Raw genomic sequence first — 16,194 nt, forward strand, 5'->3', positions numbered from 1 at the left:
AAGACAGGAAAAGCGGCATGAAATCCTTGAATGGTCCCTTGCGGGTCGGTATCGGCGGGCCGGTCGGTTCGGGCAAGACGGCGCTGACGGAGAAGCTCTGCAAGGCGATGCGCGACGACTATTCGGTCGCGGTCGTCACCAACGATATCTATACGCGCGAAGATGCCGATGCACTGATCCGCATGCAGGCGCTCTCGTCCGACCGCGTGGTCGGCGTCGAAACCGGTGGCTGTCCACACACGGCGATCCGCGAGGATGCCTCGATCAACCTTCAGGCGATCGCTGATCTCAACGCCCGCATTCCCGACCTCGACGTGGTCTTCATCGAATCGGGGGGCGACAATCTGGCGGCGACCTTCTCGCCGGATCTCGCCGACGTGACGATCTACGTGATCTCAGTCTGTCAGGGAGAGGAAATCCCGCGTAAGGGCGGCCCGGGCATCACGCGCTCGGATCTGCTCGTCATCAACAAGAAGGACCTGGCGCCTTATGTCGGCGTCGATCTCGACGTGATGAACGGCGATGCGGATCGCATGCGCGCCTCGCGGCCCTTCGTCTTTTCCGACATGAAGCGCGGCGAGGGGGTCGACGAGGTTGTCCGATTCCTCAAGGAAACGGGCGGGCTCTGAGAGCCCGCCCGTCGACAAGTTTCAGTAAACGGATCGTGGTCAGATCTGTTTCAGCGCGCTGATGTCGGCGATCTGGATGATGCGGCCACGCACCGTCACGCCGGCGCGGCGGAGCGAGGAGAAGGCGCGGGAAAGCGCCTCGGGTGCCAGACCCAGCTTGCCGGCCAGAAGGCTCTTCTGGAAGGGCAGGCGGATCGAGGCGGAGCTGCCGTCCTGCGGGCAGTTGTCCAGGAGATAGTGCGCGACGCGCTGGGGCGCCGTCTGCAGGCGGTCGTTGGCGATGCAGTCCATGGTGTTGCGCAGGTGGCTCGACAGGCACTGGATCACGGCCTTCGCCACGTCCTTTTCCTGTTCGGCAAGCGCTCGCACCTTGGCGAGTTCGAACCGCGCGACGGTCACGTTCTCGGCGGCCTGCGAATTGTAGAGATAGTGGTCGCCCATGGAGAGCAGGCATTCGGCGAAGGTGTCGCCGGGGCCACAGATGCGGATGTCGGCTTCACGGCCGTCCTTGTTCAGCCGGAAAAGGCGAACATAGCCGCTGAGGACACAGTAGAAATACTCTGCGCCCTCGCCCTCGCGGAACAGGAGATCGCGCGCCTCATAGTTCATCACGGTGGCGATCTCGAGCATGCGAGAAAGCGCTGTCGCACCGAGAGAAGCCATGAAGGGCGTCTTGAGCAGGGTGTTCTTGTCGCGTGTGTTCAATTTCAAAATCTTGTTCACGGTTTTCACGGCTCCGGATTGCGTTCCGGATGGAGCGCGGTGGCCAGTCTCTTCGAAGATCGGTTATGTGTGGCCCGGCAAGGCAGCCTCCGGAACCAATATCCCGCCATCGGTCATCCCGATTGCATGACATTCGACCCGTCACCCAACCCCGGTGCTCCGTGGCCTGAAAGGTGGGACTACGCTGCCGTCTTCCCGTCTCGCTCCCTGACCAAGAAACAGCCCTCACACGTCACTCGTTCCTCAGCGAGTAAAGGATAGGCAAGGGCGAAGTGAGGTGAATTGATTTCGATCAATCACTTTGCGCAGATCATGATTTTTTGGGGGAAATATCGTTGCAGGCAAAGAAAAAGCCGGGCAGAGCGCCCGGCTTTACATGGATGAACGATCCGCTCATTCCGCCGCGAGCGGCGGCAGCGGGATGACCTTGCCACCTTCGCCGGTCTTGCGCTGCTGGTCGGGCAGGCGCTTCTCCACGGCGGCCAGGCGTTCCTCGAGCGTCGAGATCGTGTCCTTGTTGTGCTGGGCGATCTCGGTGAGCAATTCGGGCGACAGGGCCAGCTGTTCCTTTTCCTTCTTGCCGACCATGCGACTGAAGAGCCAGCCGAGCAGGCGCGACAGGTCGTCCATGATCAGGAAGAAGGCCGGCACGACCAGCAGGCTGAGCACCGTCGAGACGATGATGCCGCCGATCACGGCGATCGCCATCGGCGCGCGGAAGGATCCGCCTTCGCCGACCCCGAGCGCCGAGGGCAGCATACCGGCCGACATGGCGATCGAGGTCATGATGATCGGGCGGGCGCGCTTGCGCCCGGCCTCGACCATGGCTTCGACCCGCGCCATGCCCTGGTGGCGCATCTCGATCGCGAAGTCGACAAGCAGGATGGCGTTCTTCGTCACGATGCCCATCAGCATCAGGATACCGATCAGCACGGGCATGGAGAGCGGGTTGTTGGTGATCAAGAGGGCCACCGCGACGCCGCCGATGGCGAGCGGGAGAGACAGCAAGATGGTGAAGGGCTGGATCACGTCCTTGAAGAGCAGGATCAGCACGGTCAGCACCAGCATCAGGCCAAGCAGCATCGCATTGACGAAGCTTTGCTGCATTTCCTTCTGCACCTTGGTGTCGCCGCTTTCCACCAGCTTGACAGAGGCCGGTATCTTGGCCGCATCCACCGCCGCGCGGAAGTCTGCGGATGCTGTGTCGAGCGCCACTCCCTGCGGGAGGTCGGCGCCGATCGACACGACGCGATTGCGGTTGTTGCGGCTGATCGAGGAAACACCTTCCGAATAGTCGATGTCGGCGACGCTCGACAGCGGAACCGTCGCACCGGAGGCTGTCTGGATCTTCAGGGCGCGGATCGCCGCAAGGTCGCTACGCAGGTCGAGCGAGGCCTGGACGCGGATCGGGATCTGCCGGTTGTCGAGCGAGATCTTGGTGAGCGCCGCGTCGACATCGCCGATGGTGGCGACACGCACGGTTTCGGCGATCTGCTGCGGGGTGATGCCGAGCCGGGCAGCCTCGTCCTTGCGCGGACGGATCTGCAGTTCGGGACGGGGCAGGGCGCCGTCTGCGCTGACGTTCGCGAGCGTCGGCACGGTCCGCAGCTTGGCTTCCAGGATGGCGGCCGCCTCGTTCAGGTCGTCCTCGTTCTTGGAGAGGAAGTTGAACGACAGGTCGCGCTCGCCGCGGTCGTTGAGCTTGAGCACGCGGATGTCGGCGATCGGCTTGAGCTTGGCGAAGACTTCCTGCTCGATCTCCCATTGCGGGCGGGTACGACCCTCGACCGGCAGCTTGGGCAGGAACTGGCCGATGAGCGGCACGCCACCGATGCCCTTGTTGACCACGGTCTTCAGCAGCGAATGCTCGATGTTGACGAGGTTGAGGGTCACGCTCGCGCGGCGAAGCTCCATGTCGCCCTTGGGCGAGGCCCCGCCGAGCACGAAGACGCTCTCGACGCCGTCGAGATCCTTGACGGCGGCGTAGATGGCGTCGGTCTTGCGTTCGGTCTCATCGAGCGTCGCATTCGGCGGAAGCTCGATCGACAGCGTGATGCGGCCGGCGTCTTCCGGCGGCAGGAAGCTGCCTGGAACCTGCGACAGCAGGGCGAGGGAAGCCGCCAGGAAGACGAAGGCGCCGACGAGCGTGGCGTAGCGGGCCGCCCAGTGGGTGGTCGTGGTGCGCACCAGGCGCGTGTAGCCCTTCATGAAGGCGCTGTCGTTGTCGTGATGGTCGTCCATGCCGTCTTCGGCACGCATCAGGTAGGCGGCCATCAGCGGTGTGATGAAGCGTGCGACCATCAGCGAGAAGAAGACCGAGAAGGCAACCGTCAGGCCGAACTGGATGAAGTACTGGCCCGGAATGCCCGGCATGAAGGAGACCGGCACGAAAACCGCGATGATGGTGAAGGTCGTCGCGATAACGGCGAGACCGATTTCATCGGCTGCCTCGATCGCCGCGCGGTAGGGCGACTTGCCCATCTTGATGTGGCGGGCGATGTTCTCGATCTCGACGATCGCGTCATCGACCAGAATGCCGGTCGCCAGCGTCAGCGCCAGGAAACTGACGAGGTTCAGCGAGAAGCCCATCATATCCATGATCCAGAAGGTCGGGATCGCGGAAAGCGGAAGGGCGATGGCGGAGATCAGCGTGGCGCGCCAGTTGCGCAGGAACAGGAAGACCACGATGACCGCGAGGATGGCGCCTTCGAGCAGCGTGTGCATCGCCGCTTCGTAGTTGCCATAGGTGAAGTAGACGGCATCGTTGATCAGCTTGATCGACACGTGGGGGTTCTCGGCGCGCACCTGGTCCAGGCTGTGGGCGACGGTTTCCGCGACGGTCACTTCGCTCGCACCCTTGGCGCGATAGACGGCGAAGGTGACGACCGGTTCGCCGTCGTAGCGCGAGAAGGACTTCTGCTCCTCGTAGGTATCCTTGACGGTGCCGAGGTCGCCAAGCTTGACGAAGCGGTTGCCCGGAAGCGCGATGGTGGTGTTGGCGAGGCTCTCGACGTCGCGGGCATCGCCGAGCGTGCGGATCGCCTGTTCGGCGCCGGCCACCTGGCCGCGGCCCGAACCGAGGTCGAGGTTGGTGCCGCGCAGCTGACGGTTCAGGTCGGCGGCGGTGATGCCGTAGGCATCGAGGCGGTTGGTGTCGAGTTCGACACGGATCTCGCGCTCGGCGCCGCCGTAACGGTCGATGCGGCCGATGCCGGCCTGGCCCTGAAGGGCGCGCTTGATCGTGTCGTCGACGAACCAGGAAAGCTCCTCGATGTTCATGTTGGGGGCGGTGACCGCGAAGGTCTGGATGGCGGCCCCCTCGACGTCGATCTTCGAGACGATCGGCTCCTCGACGGAGGCAGGAAGGTCGCCGCGGATGCGGTCGATCGCGTCCTTGACGTCCTGGACCGCCTCGTCGGTCGAAACCTCCATGCGGAACATCACGACCGTTTGCGACTGGCCGTCGGTCACGGTCGAGGAGAGTTCGTCCACGCCGGTGATGCTGGCGACCGCGTCCTCGATCTCCTTGGTGACCTGGGTCTCGAGCTCGGAAGGCGATGCGCCGCTCTGGCTGACGGTGATGGCGACCAGCGGCACGTCGATGTTGGGGAAACGGGTGATCGGCAGCGCGAAGAAAGACTGCAGGCCGACCACCATCAGGAGGAAGAAGGCCAGGATCGGGGCAACCGGATTGCGGATGGACCAGGCGGAGAAATTCATGACGTCATCCCCCTCAGTTCGACGCTGCCGTCTCGTCGCGGACCGGGTTGATCCGGTCGCCGTCGCGCACGAAGGCACCGGCCTTGGCGACTACGACATCGCCGGACTTCAGGCCGCTCTTCACCTCGATGAAGGCGCCGTCCTGGATGCCGGTCTCGATGGCGACCTGCTTCACGACGTTGCCTTCGACCAGACGCGTCGTCGTGCCGTGCTTGTCGGTCGTGATCGCCGACAGGGGCAAGGCGACGCCTTCGGTCTCGGTCACGATGATCTCGGCATTGGCATACATGCCGACGCGCGCACCTTCGTCATCGTCGATCGCGATATGCACGGCGCCGAGGCGCGTCTGTGGATCGATCACCGGGGAAATGAGGCGGACGGAGCCGGTGAGCGGAGCTGCGCCGCCGGCAACCGTGATCCGGGCCTTCTGGCCATTTCGCATCTTGAGAATGTCCGTCTCGGACACATCGGCGACGAGTTCGAGCTCGCCGTCGCGGATGACGGTGAACATCGGCTCGCCCGCGCCGGTGGCAATTGCGCCGACCTTGGCGTTGCGGGCGGCGACCACTCCGGCGACCGGGCTCTTCACGTCGGTGCGGGCAAGTTTCAGGTCGATTTCGGCCAGCTGGCTCTCGACGACCTTGATGTCGGCCTCGGCGATGGCGATTGCCTGCACGGTGCTCTCGACCTTGGCATTGGCGCTGGTCGCTGCGGTCTCGGCCTGGTCGGCGGAGGCCGTCGACAGCGTGCCGTTCTTGGCAAGCGTTTCGGCCCGCTTGAACTGGCGATCGGCCTCACCGGCGCCCGCCTTGGCGTCCTCAAGCTGGACCTTGTATTGCGCAAGGCCGGCCTCCGCCTTGGCCTTTGTGGCATCGAGCTGGCCCTTCTGCAAAAGCAGGGTGTCGACGTTCAGGCGTGCAACCACGGCCTCGGCACCGATGCGATCGCCGACATCGGCCTGAAGCGAGCTGATCGACAGGCCCTCGACCTGCGGCTGGACATAGATTTCCTCGACGGCCTTGATCGTGCCGGTGGCGACGATCCTGTCCACCAGGGGGCGCATGGTTGCTTCGGTCACCACAATGGCAGGCAGGGCCGGCTTTTCCGGTGTCGCCGGCGCATCCTCTGCGGCTGCGGCGAAGGCAACGATCGAAACGGACAATGCGAGCAATGCGGCAGTAATGTTCGTAGCGCGAACCATGTGTCCCTTCCGAGCTTCTGGACAGAATATCAATTACAATAATAACAGGTGTCGCCGGACGGAAGGGCCTCCTGCATACCGGTAGGTCGCAGAAGCCACTTTGGGTCGAACGACGAATTCCATCGACCAGTCTGGTCGAAACTTAGTTGGTATCGCCGTCGCCGCTTGCAAGTCCCAAGGGCGATTTAAGCACCTTCGCCCTTTTAAGCTGCTGCGATGCACAAGGCAATGCGTCATTCCTGCAACAATTGTTGCCGTTTGTTGCAAATGCAAAGACGCCCGGAGTTTAGGTCCGGGCGTCTCTTTTTTGATCCGACGAACGGCTCTTACTTGAGCGCTTCGTTGGTGATGTCGAGCGTGTAGGCGCCTTCCGGCTCCTTGGTGATGACCGGGTCCGAACCGCCGCCCAGCAGGGTTGCGACGGTGCGCTTGTAGTCGGCCTCGTCGAGCGCGCCCTTGGAACCGGCGGTCAGCTTGGCGACTTCGCCCATCATGCGCTTCTGGTGCACTTCGGTCTGGGCGCCCGATGCGTCGTTTTCGAGAACGATGCCGGCGGCGTCATCCGGGTTTTCCTCGGCCCACTTCCAGCCCTTCATCGAAGCGCGGACGAACTTGACCATCTTTTCCTTGAAGGCCGGGTCCTTGAGCTTGTCTTCGAGGACATAGAGGCCATCCTCGAGGGTGGCCACGCCTTCCTTCTCGTACTGGAAGGTGATGAGGTCGTCGGCCTTGATGCCGGCGTCGATGACCTGCCAGTATTCGTTGTAGGTCATGGTCGAGATGCAGGCGGCCTGCTTCTGCAGGAGCGGGTCGACGTTGAAGCCCTGCTTGAGAACGGTCACGCCGTCGGCGCCGCCGGTGGTCGGGATCTTCAGGTGGGCCATCCAGGACAGGAACGGATATTCGTTGCCGAAGAACCAGACGCCCAGCGTCTTGCCCTTGAAGTCTTCCGGCTTGGTGATGCCGGTTTCCTTGAGGCAGGTCAGCATCATGCCCGACGACTTGAAGGGCTGGGCGATGTTGACCAGCGGAACGCCCTTTTCGCGGGTCGCGAGAGCCGACGGCATCCAGTCGACGATGACGTCGGCGCCACCGCCTGCGAGAACCTGCGGCGGAGCGATATCCGGGCCGCCCGGCTTGATTTCGACGTCAAGGCCTTCTTCCTCGTAGAAGCCCTTGTCCTTGGCGACGTAGTAGCCGGCGAACTGGGCCTGGGTGACCCATTTCAGCTGCAGCGTCACCTTTTCGGCAGCGGCCGCCTGCATGGCCGTCAGCGACACGGCGCCGGCGAGGAGCAGGGATGCGAGTTTCAGTTTCATTTGGTTCCCTCTTTCTTTTTTAAGCCTGTCCACCACGGACAGACGGATGCCAGAAGGTGACGGCGCGCTCAGCGAGCGCCACCACCCCATAAAAGACCGAGCCCGCGACCGCGGCAACCGCAATCTCGGCCCAGACCATGTCGACATTGCTTCGCCCCACTTCCGTGGAAATCCGGAACCCCATGCCGACGATCGGGGTGCCGAAGAACTCCGCCACGATGGCGCCGATCAGGGCCAGCGTGGAATTGATCTTGAGCGCATTGAAGATGAACGGCCAGGCGGCCGGCAGGCGCAGCTTGGTGAGCGTCTGCCACCACGAGGCCGCGTAGGTGCGCATCAGGTCGCGTTCCATGTGGCTTGCAGCAGACAGGCCCTGCACGGTGTTCACCAGCATGGGGAAGAAGGTCATGATGACGACGACGGCGACCTTGGACTGCCAGTCGAAGCCGAACCACATGACCATGATCGGCGCGACGCCGACCATCGGCAGGGCGGACACGAAATTGCCGATCGGCAGCAGCCCCTTCTGCAGGAAGGGTGAGCGGTCGACGAGGATCGCCACCACGAAGCCGAGGCCGCAGCCGGCGACGTAGCCGGTCAGCACCGACTTCATGAAGGTCTGCTGGAAGTCGGCCCACAGCGTCGGCACCGAGCTTGTCAGCCTGGCCCAGATCATCGAGGGGGCCGGCAGCAGGATCGAGGGAATGGCGAAGCCGTGCACCACGCATTCCCAGATCACCAGAAGCGTGACGCCAAAAATGAGCGGCACGGCGATGTTGGCGAGCCGGCGCAGCGTCGGGTCGGCAAAACGGCGGCGCACCAGCCACTCGTTGAAGGCCCAGGCCGCGAGCCAGAAGACGAGGGCGAAGACGAGATAGCCGTTCATGGTTTGACCCCCATGCGCTGCAGAACCTTGACGTGGGCGATCCCGACCAGCGTGACCAGCACGGCAGCCAGCGCCGCCGCCATGAAGAGGGCTGCCCAGATCTGGATCGTCTGGCCGTAATAGGAGCCGGACAGCAGGCGCGCGCCGAGGCCAGCGACCGCGCCGGTCGGCAGTTCGGCGACGATGGCGCCGAGCAGCGAGATGGCGATCGCCACCTTCAGCGAGGTGAACAGATAGGGCATCGAGGCCGGCCAGCGCAGTTTCCAGAAGGTCTGGCCGGGGCTGGCATTATAGGTGTGCATCAGGTCGAGCAGGATGGTGTCCGGGCTTCTCAGACCCTTCACCATGCCGACGACGATCGGGAAGAAGGAGAGATAGGTCGAGATCAGCGCCTTGGGCAGGATGCCAGAGATACCGACCGAATTCAGAACGACGATGATCATCGGCGCGATGGCGAGGATCGGGATCGTCTGGCTGGCGATCACCCAGGGCATCAGCGAGCGATCCATGGCCCGGTTATGGACGATGCCGATGGCAAGAAGAATGCCGAGCGCCGTGCCGATCGCGAAGCCGAGCAGCGTCGCCGAGAGCGTGACGCCGGCGTGATAGACGAGGCTGCGCTTGGATGTGATGGCCTTGTTGACGGTCGTGTCCCACAATTCGGCGATGACCTGATGGGGCGCCGGCAGAACCGGCCGTTCCTGGGCAAAGGTGCGCTCGACCAGCTGGCCGAAGGATACCGTCTCATTGGCACGCGCCGCCTGGTCGCGCACGAAGGGCGCGTTCAGGTAGACGACGAAGACGTGCCAGACGACGAGGATGGCGAAGACGACGGTCAGGACGGGCAGCACGCGATCCCGGAAGAGGGAAGGGGCGGTCATGGGCGGCCTCCCATCTCGAGGTTTGCACCCCTCTCTGCCCTGCCGGGCATCTCCCCCTCAAGGGGGGAGATCGGCAGGCGGAGGACGCTCGCCTTTCCTCTGGCGTGGTTGATGATGGTCGAACGGAAACGGTCCGCTCCCGATCTCCCCCCTTGAGGGGGAGATGTCACGAAGTGACAGAGGGGGGTAACCCTCTCACTGACGCGACAGTTTCCATTGCCCCTCATCCGCCTGCCGGCACCTTCTCCCCGTTCTGACGCAGAGAAGGGACGAGTGGCTCCGCCGTGGCCGTCCCCTCGCCCCGCGTGCGGGGAGAGGGTCAGGGTGAGGGGCATTTCATTTGCGGCGTGCACGGCGACGGACAGTGGCAGCGGCCGAGGCATGATCGCACTATTCCTCATAGCTGTGCCCCGCCTTCAGGCCCTCGCGGACGCGGTGGGCGATTTCGAGGAATTCCGCGGACTCGCGAATTTCCAGCGGACGTTCCCTCGGAAGCGTCGATTCGATGATGTCGGTGACGCGGCCCGGCCGCGGGCTCATCACGACGATCTTGGTGGACAGGTAAACGGCTTCCGGTATCGAATGGGTGACGAAGCAGATCGTCTTGTTGGTGCGGTCCCAGAGCTTCAAGAGTTCGGAGTTCAGGTGGTCGCGGACGATCTCGTCCAGTGCGCCGAAGGGCTCGTCCATGAGGAGCAGGTCGGCGTCGAAGGCGAGCGCGCGGGCGATAGAGGCGCGCTGCTGCATGCCGCCCGACAGCTGCCAGGGAAACTTCTTGCCGAAGCCCGTCAGGTTGACGAGTTCGAGCGTCTGGTCGATCCGCTTGCGCTGTTCCTCCTTCGAGAAGCCCATGATCTCCAGCGGGAGTGCGATGTTCTTCTCGATGGTGCGCCAGGGATAGAGTGCCGCAGCCTGGAAGACATAACCGTATGAGCGATCCCGCCTGGCGTTTTCCGGCGACATGCCGTTGACGGTGATCTCGCCCGCGGTGTGTTTCTCCAGATCGGCGATGACGCGCAGGAAGGTTGTCTTGCCGCAGCCGGAGGGGCCGATGAAGGAGACGAAGTCACCCTTCTTCACCTCCAGGTTGACGTTGGACAGAGCGTGGACCGGCCCGTCTCCCGTCTGGAAGGTGAGACAGAGATCCTTGGCGGAGACGACGGAGAAAGGAGCGGTCATCAGATTGAACCCATGGGCTTTCTTGCAAAGGCATCAAGCCTCTTGCATGCTATCATTACATGGCGGGCCGGAGCTGGCCTACCAGACTTTGCGGGCATGTCGAATGTTGCGGAGGCGTGTGAAAATGGATGCTTCATCAAAACCCACTTGCCGGATCGTCCGGCCCGAAAACACCTATGACGGGAAGCAGGGGCTGAGCTACTTCACCGGCATCGCCGCGGAAACGGTCGGCGCGAAGGGCATCTGCATGCATCTGCTCACCATGCCGCCTGGCGCAAGGGCCAAGGCCCATCTGCACGAGAACCACGAAACGGCGATCTACGTGCTGTCGGGTTCGGCGCATACCTGGTACGGCGACCGGCTGGAGAACCACGTGGTGCTGCATGCCGGGGAGCTGATGTACATCCCGGCCGGCGTGCCGCATCTGCCGGCCAATCTCTCCAATGCGCCGTGCACGGCGGTCATTGCGCGGACAGATCCGAACGAGCAGGAGAGCGTCGTTCTGCTGCCCGAACTGGATGCGCTGGTGGAGGTCTGAGCCTAGTTGCATTCGGCCAATGGCCCCCATTTCATGTCCGGGTTGTCGGGGAAGCTGATGGTATAGCCCTCCGCGCCGAGGACAATGTCCGCTTCGAGAGACGTGGCGTTTTCCTCGCCCTCGGCCTCGCATTTCAGCTGGGCCATATACGACCTGTCTTTGGTCTCCTGGATGCGCCCAAACACGCAATAGGAGGCTGCGGTGGTGACAGCCTCCCGCGTCAGCAGGAAGAAGTTGTCGGAACCGGTCGATTCTCCCGTCTTGGCATAGGAACAGCCATCGAGGTTGCCGTAGCTCTTGTCGATCGGCAGCGTTTCGGCCGATGCGGCGTTGCCGACCATGAAGAGCAGAAGCGTGAAGATGACCCGGCCGGCAAGCGCCATCTCACACTCCCGTCGCCGGAATGCCTGACCGTTCGACCTTGCGCGGCGCGACCAGTTCCTTCCAGGTGGAGAGCGCCTTGTTGACGGCGGTGAACGGCTCTCGGCTGACGAACTGGCCGTGGCCTTCCTCGGTCTTCACGGTGGTTTCCTCGATCACGACCTTGCCACGCGACAGCGTGAAGCGCGGCAGGCCGGTCACCTGCTTGCCTTCGAACACGTTGTAGTCGATTGCCGACTGCTGGCTCTTGGCGGAGATGGTCTTGGAACGCTTCGGATCCCAGACCACGAGGTCGGCGTCGGCGCCGACCAGGACCGCGCCCTTCTTCGGATACATGTTGAGGATCTTGGCGATGTTGGTCGAGGTGACGGCGACGAACTCGTTTATCGTCAGGCGGCCAGTCGCGACACCATAGGTCCACAGCATCGGCATGCGGTCTTCCAAGCCGCCGGTGCCGTTCGGGATTTTTGCGAAGTTGCCGACTCCGTAGCGCTTCTGCTCGGTGGTGAAGGCGCAATGGTCGGTCGCCACACAGGAGAGCGAACCCGACTGCAGGCCGGCCCAGAGACTGTCCTGATGCTGCTTGTTGCGGAAGGGGGGTGACATGACGCGGCGGGCGGCGTGGTCCCAGTCCTTGTTGAAATATTCGCTCTCATCGAGCGTCAGGTGCTGGATCAGCGGCTCGCCATAGACGCGCATGCCCTTCTGGCGGGCGCGGCGGATCGCCTCATGCGCCTGTTCGCAGGAGGTGTGCACGACATAGAGCGGAACGCCGGCCATGTCGGCCAGCATGATGGCGCGGTTGGTCGCCTCGCCCTCGACTTCCGGCGGGCGCGAATAGGCGTGGCCTTCCGGCCCGTCATTGCCCTCGGCGAGCAGCTTGGCGGTCATCGAGGCGACGACGTCGCCGTTTTCGGCATGGACGAGCGGCAGCGCGCCGAGTTCGGCGCAGCGCTGGAAGGAGGCGAACATTTCGTCGTCGTTCACCATCAAGGCACCCTTGTAGGCCATGAAGTGCTTGAAGGTGTTGATGCCCTTGTCCTCAACGATCGCCTTCATCTCGTCGAAGATGCGTTCGTTCCAGCCGGTGATGGCCATGTGGAAGGAGTAGTCGGCGTTGGCGCGGCTGGTCTTGTTGTGCCACATCTGCAGCGCGTCGAGCAGCGACTGATCCGGCGCCGGAAGGCAGAAATCGACCACCATCGTGGTACCGCCGGCAAGGCCGGCGCGCGTGCCGCTTTCGAAGTCGTCGGCGGAATAGGTGCCCATGAACGGCATTTCGAGGTGGACATGCGGGTCGATACCGCCCGGCATGACATAGCAGCCTGTCGCATCGAGGACCATGTCGCCCTTGAGGTCAGGCCCGATCTCGACGATCACGCCGCCGTCGACCTTGACGTCCGCCTTGTAGGTGAGATCGGCGGTGACGATGGTGCCGCCCTTGATGACTGTGCTGCTCATATGGTCTCTCCCCGTGTTTTGGTCACGTTTGTCTGTTCCCCGGGCCGCGCAGTGCGACTGGCTTGGCAGGGGCTGCGGAGCGCGGGCGTGCTCACGCCACAATCTCCGCGGTCTCGAGCACGGCCTGCAGCAGGACATCGCAGCCGGCGGCTGCCCAGTCCTTGGAGATATCTTCCGCCTCGTTGTGCGAAAGGCCGCCGACGCAGGGGCACATGATCATCGTGGCGGGTGCGACCTTGGCCGCCCAGCAGGCGTCGTGGCCGGCGCCGGAGATGATGTTCATGTGGCTGTAGCCGAGGCGCTCGGCGGCATTGCGGACACTTGCCACCAGCTTCGGGTCGAAGGTCACCGGGTCGAAGTGGCCGACCGCCTCGACGGAACAGCCGACACCGAGCGCTTCGCAGATCTTCGCGGCCTCGGCTTCGATTTTCGCGCGCATGCGGTCGAGCTTGGCTTGGTCGGGGGTGCGGATGTCGACGGTGAAGATAACCGTTCCCGGCAGCACGTTGCGGGAATTGGGCGAGAACTTCACCTGGCCGACGCCACCCACGGCGCCCGGCTGGTTCTCCATGGCAACCGCCTGGACCATCTCCATGATGCGGGCCATGGCAAGACCGGCATTGACGCGCAGGTTCATCGGCGTAGAGCCGGTATGGGCTTCGCGTCCGGTCAGCGTGAATTCGAGCCACCACAGGCCCTGACAGTGGGTGACCACGCCGATCTGCTTTTCTTCGGCTTCGAGGATCGGACCCTGCTCGATGTGGTATTCGTAGTAGGCGTGCATCTTGCGGGCGCCGACCTCTTCGTTGCCCAACCAGCCGATGCGCTTCAGCTCGTCGCCATAGGTCTTGCCGTCGAGGTCCTGGCGGCCATAGGCATAGTCCAGCGAATGGACGCCGGCAAAGACGCCGGAGGCGAGCATGGCGGGCGCGAAGCGTGCGCCTTCCTCGTTGGCCCAGTTGGTGACGACGATCGGATGCTTCGTCCTGATGCCGAGATCGTTCATCGAGCGGACGATTTCGAGCGCGGCGAGAACGCCGAGGACGCCGTCATACTTGCCGCCGGTCGGCTGGGTGTCGAGGTGGGAGCCGACATAGACCGGCAGCGCGTCCGGATCGGTGCCGGGCCGGGTCATGAACATGGTGCCCATCTTGTCGACGCCCATGGTCATGCCGGCGTCTTCGCACCACTTCTGGAAGAGGGCGCGGCCCTCGGCGTCCGCATCGGTCAGCGTCTGGCGATTGTTGCCGCCGGCAATGCCGGGGCCGATCTTGGCCATGTCCATCAGCGAATCCCAAAGGCGATCGCCGTTCACGCGCAAGTTCACGCCGGTTTGAACCGTCATTGCAGTCATCCTCACCTGTTCTTCGAGGGGTCATGCAAGTCACATGCCCCGTTATTCCCCTGGTCATCGACAGCCAATATTCTTTTGTTTGTTTGGCTGGCGAAAAGGCCGGTTGCCTTTGTCTGGCAACTGTCCAATAATTTGACCGACTGGTAAACATTACAACTTCCATCGCGGCACTCAAGACGGAAAACGCGAAAAATCACGACAAAATAGCGGGCAATTGCCCGAAAAAAGTGCACGAATAAAGTTGATGAAGATCAAGCCTTTAGGCTTGGGACAGAAGGCAGGAACGGGCGGCTGATGGCGATACCGAGGGCGGCGAAAACACAAAGGCGGACGCGCATCCAGGAGGAAAAGGAAGAGATCATTCTCGGGGCGGCGCTCGACGTGTTCTCGCTTCGAGGGTTCAGGGGCTCGACCATCGACCAGATCGCCGAAGTGGCCGGCATGTCCAAGCCCAACCTTCTCTACTATTTCCGTACCAAGGAGGCCATGCACCGGGCACTGATCGACCGGGTGCTGGAGAACTGGCTGGAGCCGCTCAAGGCCTTCGATGCCGAAGGTGATCCGGAAGAGGAAGTGCGCTCCTATATTCGCCGCAAGCTGGAAATGGCGCGCGATTTTCCGCGCGAGAGCCGGCTCTTCGCCAACGAGATCCTGCAGGGCGCGCCGCATATCGAGGATGTCCTCAAAGGGCCGCTCAAGGCGCTCGTGGACGAGAAGGCCGACGTGATCCGCTCCTGGATCAAGGCCGGCAAGGTGCGCGACTGCGATCCCTATCACCTGATCTTCTCGATCTGGTCGACGACGCAGCATTATGCGGATTTCGACGTGCAGGTGCGCGCCGTACTCGGCGAGGGGCCGCGAAGCGACAGCCGTTTCGAGGATGCCGCCCGCTTTCTCGAGGCGATGTTCGTGCGCGGCCTGAAACCCGAGCCGCGTCCGACCTGATCAATCCGGCAGGAAGGCCATGACCAGCAGGCCGCAGGCGGTGACCAGCGCGCCGAGGAAGATCGGGGCGGGTGCCCAGCCGTGGCCGAGCAAGCCTTCCATGACGATGATGAAGGTCGGCGTCAGATAGCCATAGGCCAGCACTTTCGGCGCCGGCAGCCGCATCGAGGCATATTGCAGCAGGAAGAAGGTCACCGCCGTGGTCATGATCGCGAGATAGAAGACGGCAAACCAGACAACCGGCGGAATGGCGAGATAGTCCACCTCGACGAGGCGCGGCGCTGCGGGTACGAGAATGAAGACGAGGGTGGCGAGGGCTGCCCACAGGACGAAGATCAGCGGCGCTTCCTTGCGGTTAAAGAGCCTCAGCAGCGGCACATAGATCGCGTGGCAGACGACGCCGACGAAATAGATCATCTCGCCGCGGCCGACGTCGAAGCGGGCCAAGGCGGCAAGATCGCCGCGGAAGATCACCCAGATCGCACCGCTCGCGGCAATCAGGAGGCTGGCGAAGACGCCGGGGCGTGTGCGCTGGCGCATCAGCAGCCAGGCAAAGCCCGCGCTCATCAAGGGCATCAGGGTGAAGACAGCCCCCGTCGCCACGGGCTGGGTGAACTCGAGCGCGATGAACATGGTCGTCATGTAGACGGCCATCAGCAACCCGAGCACGGCGAAACGCCAAGGTTCACGCGGCAGTCTCAGCGACAGGCCGGCCTTCAGGCAGAGAAGCGCGAGGACCGCGACGGTGACGATGTAGCGCAGGCCCTGGAGTGCGATCGGGTCGATCCGGCGGGCGGCCAGCCCGCCGAAGGAGAAGGAGCCGGCGATCAGCATCGAGAAGAGCAGAACCGCGAGATGCGCCTTCAGCTTTTCCGTTCCCTGGGCATGGGTATTGTGTCGGCTCCTCGCCGTCTGGGAATCTGTCACTGGGCACTTCGTCGGATTGTGTTGGGCGGCAAATCGATGCCACGTGCCTA

At 63.3% G+C, this 16,194-nt stretch carries 14 protein-coding genes; 3 read left to right on the plus strand and 11 right to left on the minus strand.

Going from position 1 to position 16,194, the window contains the following annotated elements; all coding sequences use genetic code 11:
* The first annotated feature begins 17 nt into the window (after positions 1-17).
* A complete protein-coding gene (gene ureG / locus HHL25_RS01525) occupies positions 18-629 on the plus strand; it encodes an urease accessory protein UreG (protein ID WP_169586582.1) in 612 nt (203 codons plus the stop codon).
* A 39-nt stretch (positions 630-668) separates the two neighbouring features.
* Here ureG and HHL25_RS01530 read toward each other — a convergent pair whose 3' ends face one another.
* From HHL25_RS01530 to HHL25_RS01560, 7 genes are all read right to left on the minus strand, one after another.
* A complete protein-coding gene (locus HHL25_RS01530; protein ID WP_169589516.1) occupies positions 669-1,292 on the minus strand; it encodes a Crp/Fnr family transcriptional regulator in 624 nt (207 codons plus the stop codon).
* A gap of 453 nt (positions 1,293-1,745) precedes the next feature.
* Entirely contained in the window at positions 1,746-5,072 is a 3,327-nt protein-coding gene (locus HHL25_RS01535; protein ID WP_169586584.1) for an efflux RND transporter permease subunit, read from the minus strand.
* A 13-nt stretch (positions 5,073-5,085) separates the two neighbouring features.
* On the minus strand, positions 5,086-6,273 hold the full coding sequence (locus tag HHL25_RS01540) for an efflux RND transporter periplasmic adaptor subunit (protein ID WP_169586586.1): 1,188 nt from the start codon (positions 6,271-6,273) through the stop codon (positions 5,086-5,088).
* A gap of 326 nt (positions 6,274-6,599) precedes the next feature.
* Complete coding sequence (locus HHL25_RS01545; RefSeq protein WP_169586588.1) at positions 6,600-7,592, minus strand: ABC transporter substrate-binding protein; 993 nt, start codon at positions 7,590-7,592, stop codon at positions 6,600-6,602.
* A 19-nt stretch (positions 7,593-7,611) separates the two neighbouring features.
* The gene (locus tag HHL25_RS01550; protein ID WP_169586590.1) at positions 7,612-8,478 is read right to left on the minus strand and encodes an ABC transporter permease; all 867 of its coding nucleotides are present in this window, start codon (positions 8,476-8,478) and stop codon (positions 7,612-7,614) included.
* Positions 8,475-9,359: an ABC transporter permease gene (locus HHL25_RS01555; protein ID WP_169586592.1), complete on the minus strand. Its 885-nt coding sequence runs from the start codon at positions 9,357-9,359 to the stop codon at positions 8,475-8,477. The genes HHL25_RS01550 and HHL25_RS01555 overlap by 4 nt, the downstream gene beginning before the upstream one ends.
* Before the next feature lie 390 nt (positions 9,360-9,749).
* Entirely contained in the window at positions 9,750-10,538 is a 789-nt protein-coding gene (locus tag HHL25_RS01560; protein ID WP_169586594.1) for an ABC transporter ATP-binding protein, read from the minus strand.
* 124 nt (positions 10,539-10,662) lie between these two features.
* On the opposite strand from HHL25_RS01560, the gene HHL25_RS01565 reads away from it, so the two are divergent.
* The gene (locus HHL25_RS01565) at positions 10,663-11,076 is read left to right on the plus strand and encodes a cupin domain-containing protein (RefSeq protein ID WP_169586596.1); all 414 of its coding nucleotides are present in this window, start codon (positions 10,663-10,665) and stop codon (positions 11,074-11,076) included.
* Between the two features lie 2 nt (positions 11,077-11,078).
* On the opposite strand, the gene HHL25_RS01570 is transcribed toward HHL25_RS01565, so the two are convergent.
* The 3 genes from HHL25_RS01570 to HHL25_RS01580 all read right to left on the minus strand — a co-directional run bounded on the left by HHL25_RS01570 (position 11,079) and on the right by HHL25_RS01580 (position 14,263).
* Positions 11,079-11,459, minus strand: coding sequence for a hypothetical protein (locus tag HHL25_RS01570; RefSeq protein WP_169586598.1), 381 nt, complete (start codon positions 11,457-11,459; stop codon positions 11,079-11,081).
* Position 11,460: 1 nt separating this feature from the next.
* Positions 11,461-12,918 (minus strand): dihydropyrimidinase, encoded by a 1,458-nt coding sequence (gene hydA, locus HHL25_RS01575; RefSeq protein ID WP_169586600.1) that lies wholly within the window; start codon positions 12,916-12,918, stop codon positions 11,461-11,463.
* Positions 12,919-13,009: 91 nt separating this feature from the next.
* Positions 13,010-14,263, minus strand: coding sequence for a Zn-dependent hydrolase (locus tag HHL25_RS01580; protein WP_169586602.1), 1,254 nt, complete (start codon positions 14,261-14,263; stop codon positions 13,010-13,012).
* Positions 14,264-14,566: 303 nt separating this feature from the next.
* Here HHL25_RS01580 and HHL25_RS01585 point away from each other — a divergent pair, with 303 nt between their 5' ends.
* Positions 14,567-15,217, plus strand: a complete 651-nt coding sequence (locus HHL25_RS01585) for a TetR family transcriptional regulator C-terminal domain-containing protein (RefSeq protein WP_169586604.1) — start codon at positions 14,567-14,569, stop codon at positions 15,215-15,217.
* Here the strand turns inward: HHL25_RS01585 and HHL25_RS01590 are convergent, their stop codons facing one another.
* Positions 15,218-16,144, minus strand: a complete 927-nt coding sequence (locus HHL25_RS01590; RefSeq protein ID WP_315853006.1) for a DMT family transporter — start codon at positions 16,142-16,144, stop codon at positions 15,218-15,220.
* Positions 16,145-16,194: the final 50 nt, after the last annotated feature.

Origin of the sequence: Rhizobium terricola, from assembly GCF_012927355.1 — a bacterium.
In the GTDB taxonomy this organism is placed as follows: domain Bacteria; phylum Pseudomonadota; class Alphaproteobacteria; order Rhizobiales; family Rhizobiaceae; genus Allorhizobium; species Allorhizobium terricola.

What these genes read in the sequence shown, in the direction of transcription:
- HHL25_RS01570 (WP_169586598.1), bottom strand. Translation starts at nt 11,459, where the DNA reads ATGGCGCTTGCCGGCCGGGTCATCTTCACGCTTCTGCTCTTCATGGTC.
- HHL25_RS01585 (WP_169586604.1), top strand. Translation starts at nt 14,567, where the DNA reads ATGGCGATACCGAGGGCGGCGAAAACACAAAGGCGGACGCGCATCCAG.
- HHL25_RS01555 (WP_169586592.1), bottom strand. Translation starts at nt 9,359, where the DNA reads ATGACCGCCCCTTCCCTCTTCCGGGATCGCGTGCTGCCCGTCCTGACC.
- HHL25_RS01550 (WP_169586590.1), bottom strand. Translation starts at nt 8,478, where the DNA reads ATGAACGGCTATCTCGTCTTCGCCCTCGTCTTCTGGCTCGCGGCCTGG.
- ureG (WP_169586582.1), top strand. Translation starts at nt 18, where the DNA reads ATGAAATCCTTGAATGGTCCCTTGCGGGTCGGTATCGGCGGGCCGGTC.
- HHL25_RS01580 (WP_169586602.1), bottom strand. Translation starts at nt 14,263, where the DNA reads ATGACGGTTCAAACCGGCGTGAACTTGCGCGTGAACGGCGATCGCCTT.
- HHL25_RS01545 (WP_169586588.1), bottom strand. Translation starts at nt 7,592, where the DNA reads ATGAAACTGAAACTCGCATCCCTGCTCCTCGCCGGCGCCGTGTCGCTG.
- HHL25_RS01540 (WP_169586586.1), bottom strand. Translation starts at nt 6,273, where the DNA reads ATGGTTCGCGCTACGAACATTACTGCCGCATTGCTCGCATTGTCCGTT.
- HHL25_RS01560 (WP_169586594.1), bottom strand. Translation starts at nt 10,538, where the DNA reads ATGACCGCTCCTTTCTCCGTCGTCTCCGCCAAGGATCTCTGTCTCACC.
- HHL25_RS01565 (WP_169586596.1), top strand. Translation starts at nt 10,663, where the DNA reads ATGGATGCTTCATCAAAACCCACTTGCCGGATCGTCCGGCCCGAAAAC.
- HHL25_RS01535 (WP_169586584.1), bottom strand. Translation starts at nt 5,072, where the DNA reads ATGAATTTCTCCGCCTGGTCCATCCGCAATCCGGTTGCCCCGATCCTG.
- HHL25_RS01530 (WP_169589516.1), bottom strand. Translation starts at nt 1,292, where the DNA reads ATGGCTTCTCTCGGTGCGACAGCGCTTTCTCGCATGCTCGAGATCGCC.
- hydA (WP_169586600.1), bottom strand. Translation starts at nt 12,918, where the DNA reads ATGAGCAGCACAGTCATCAAGGGCGGCACCATCGTCACCGCCGATCTC.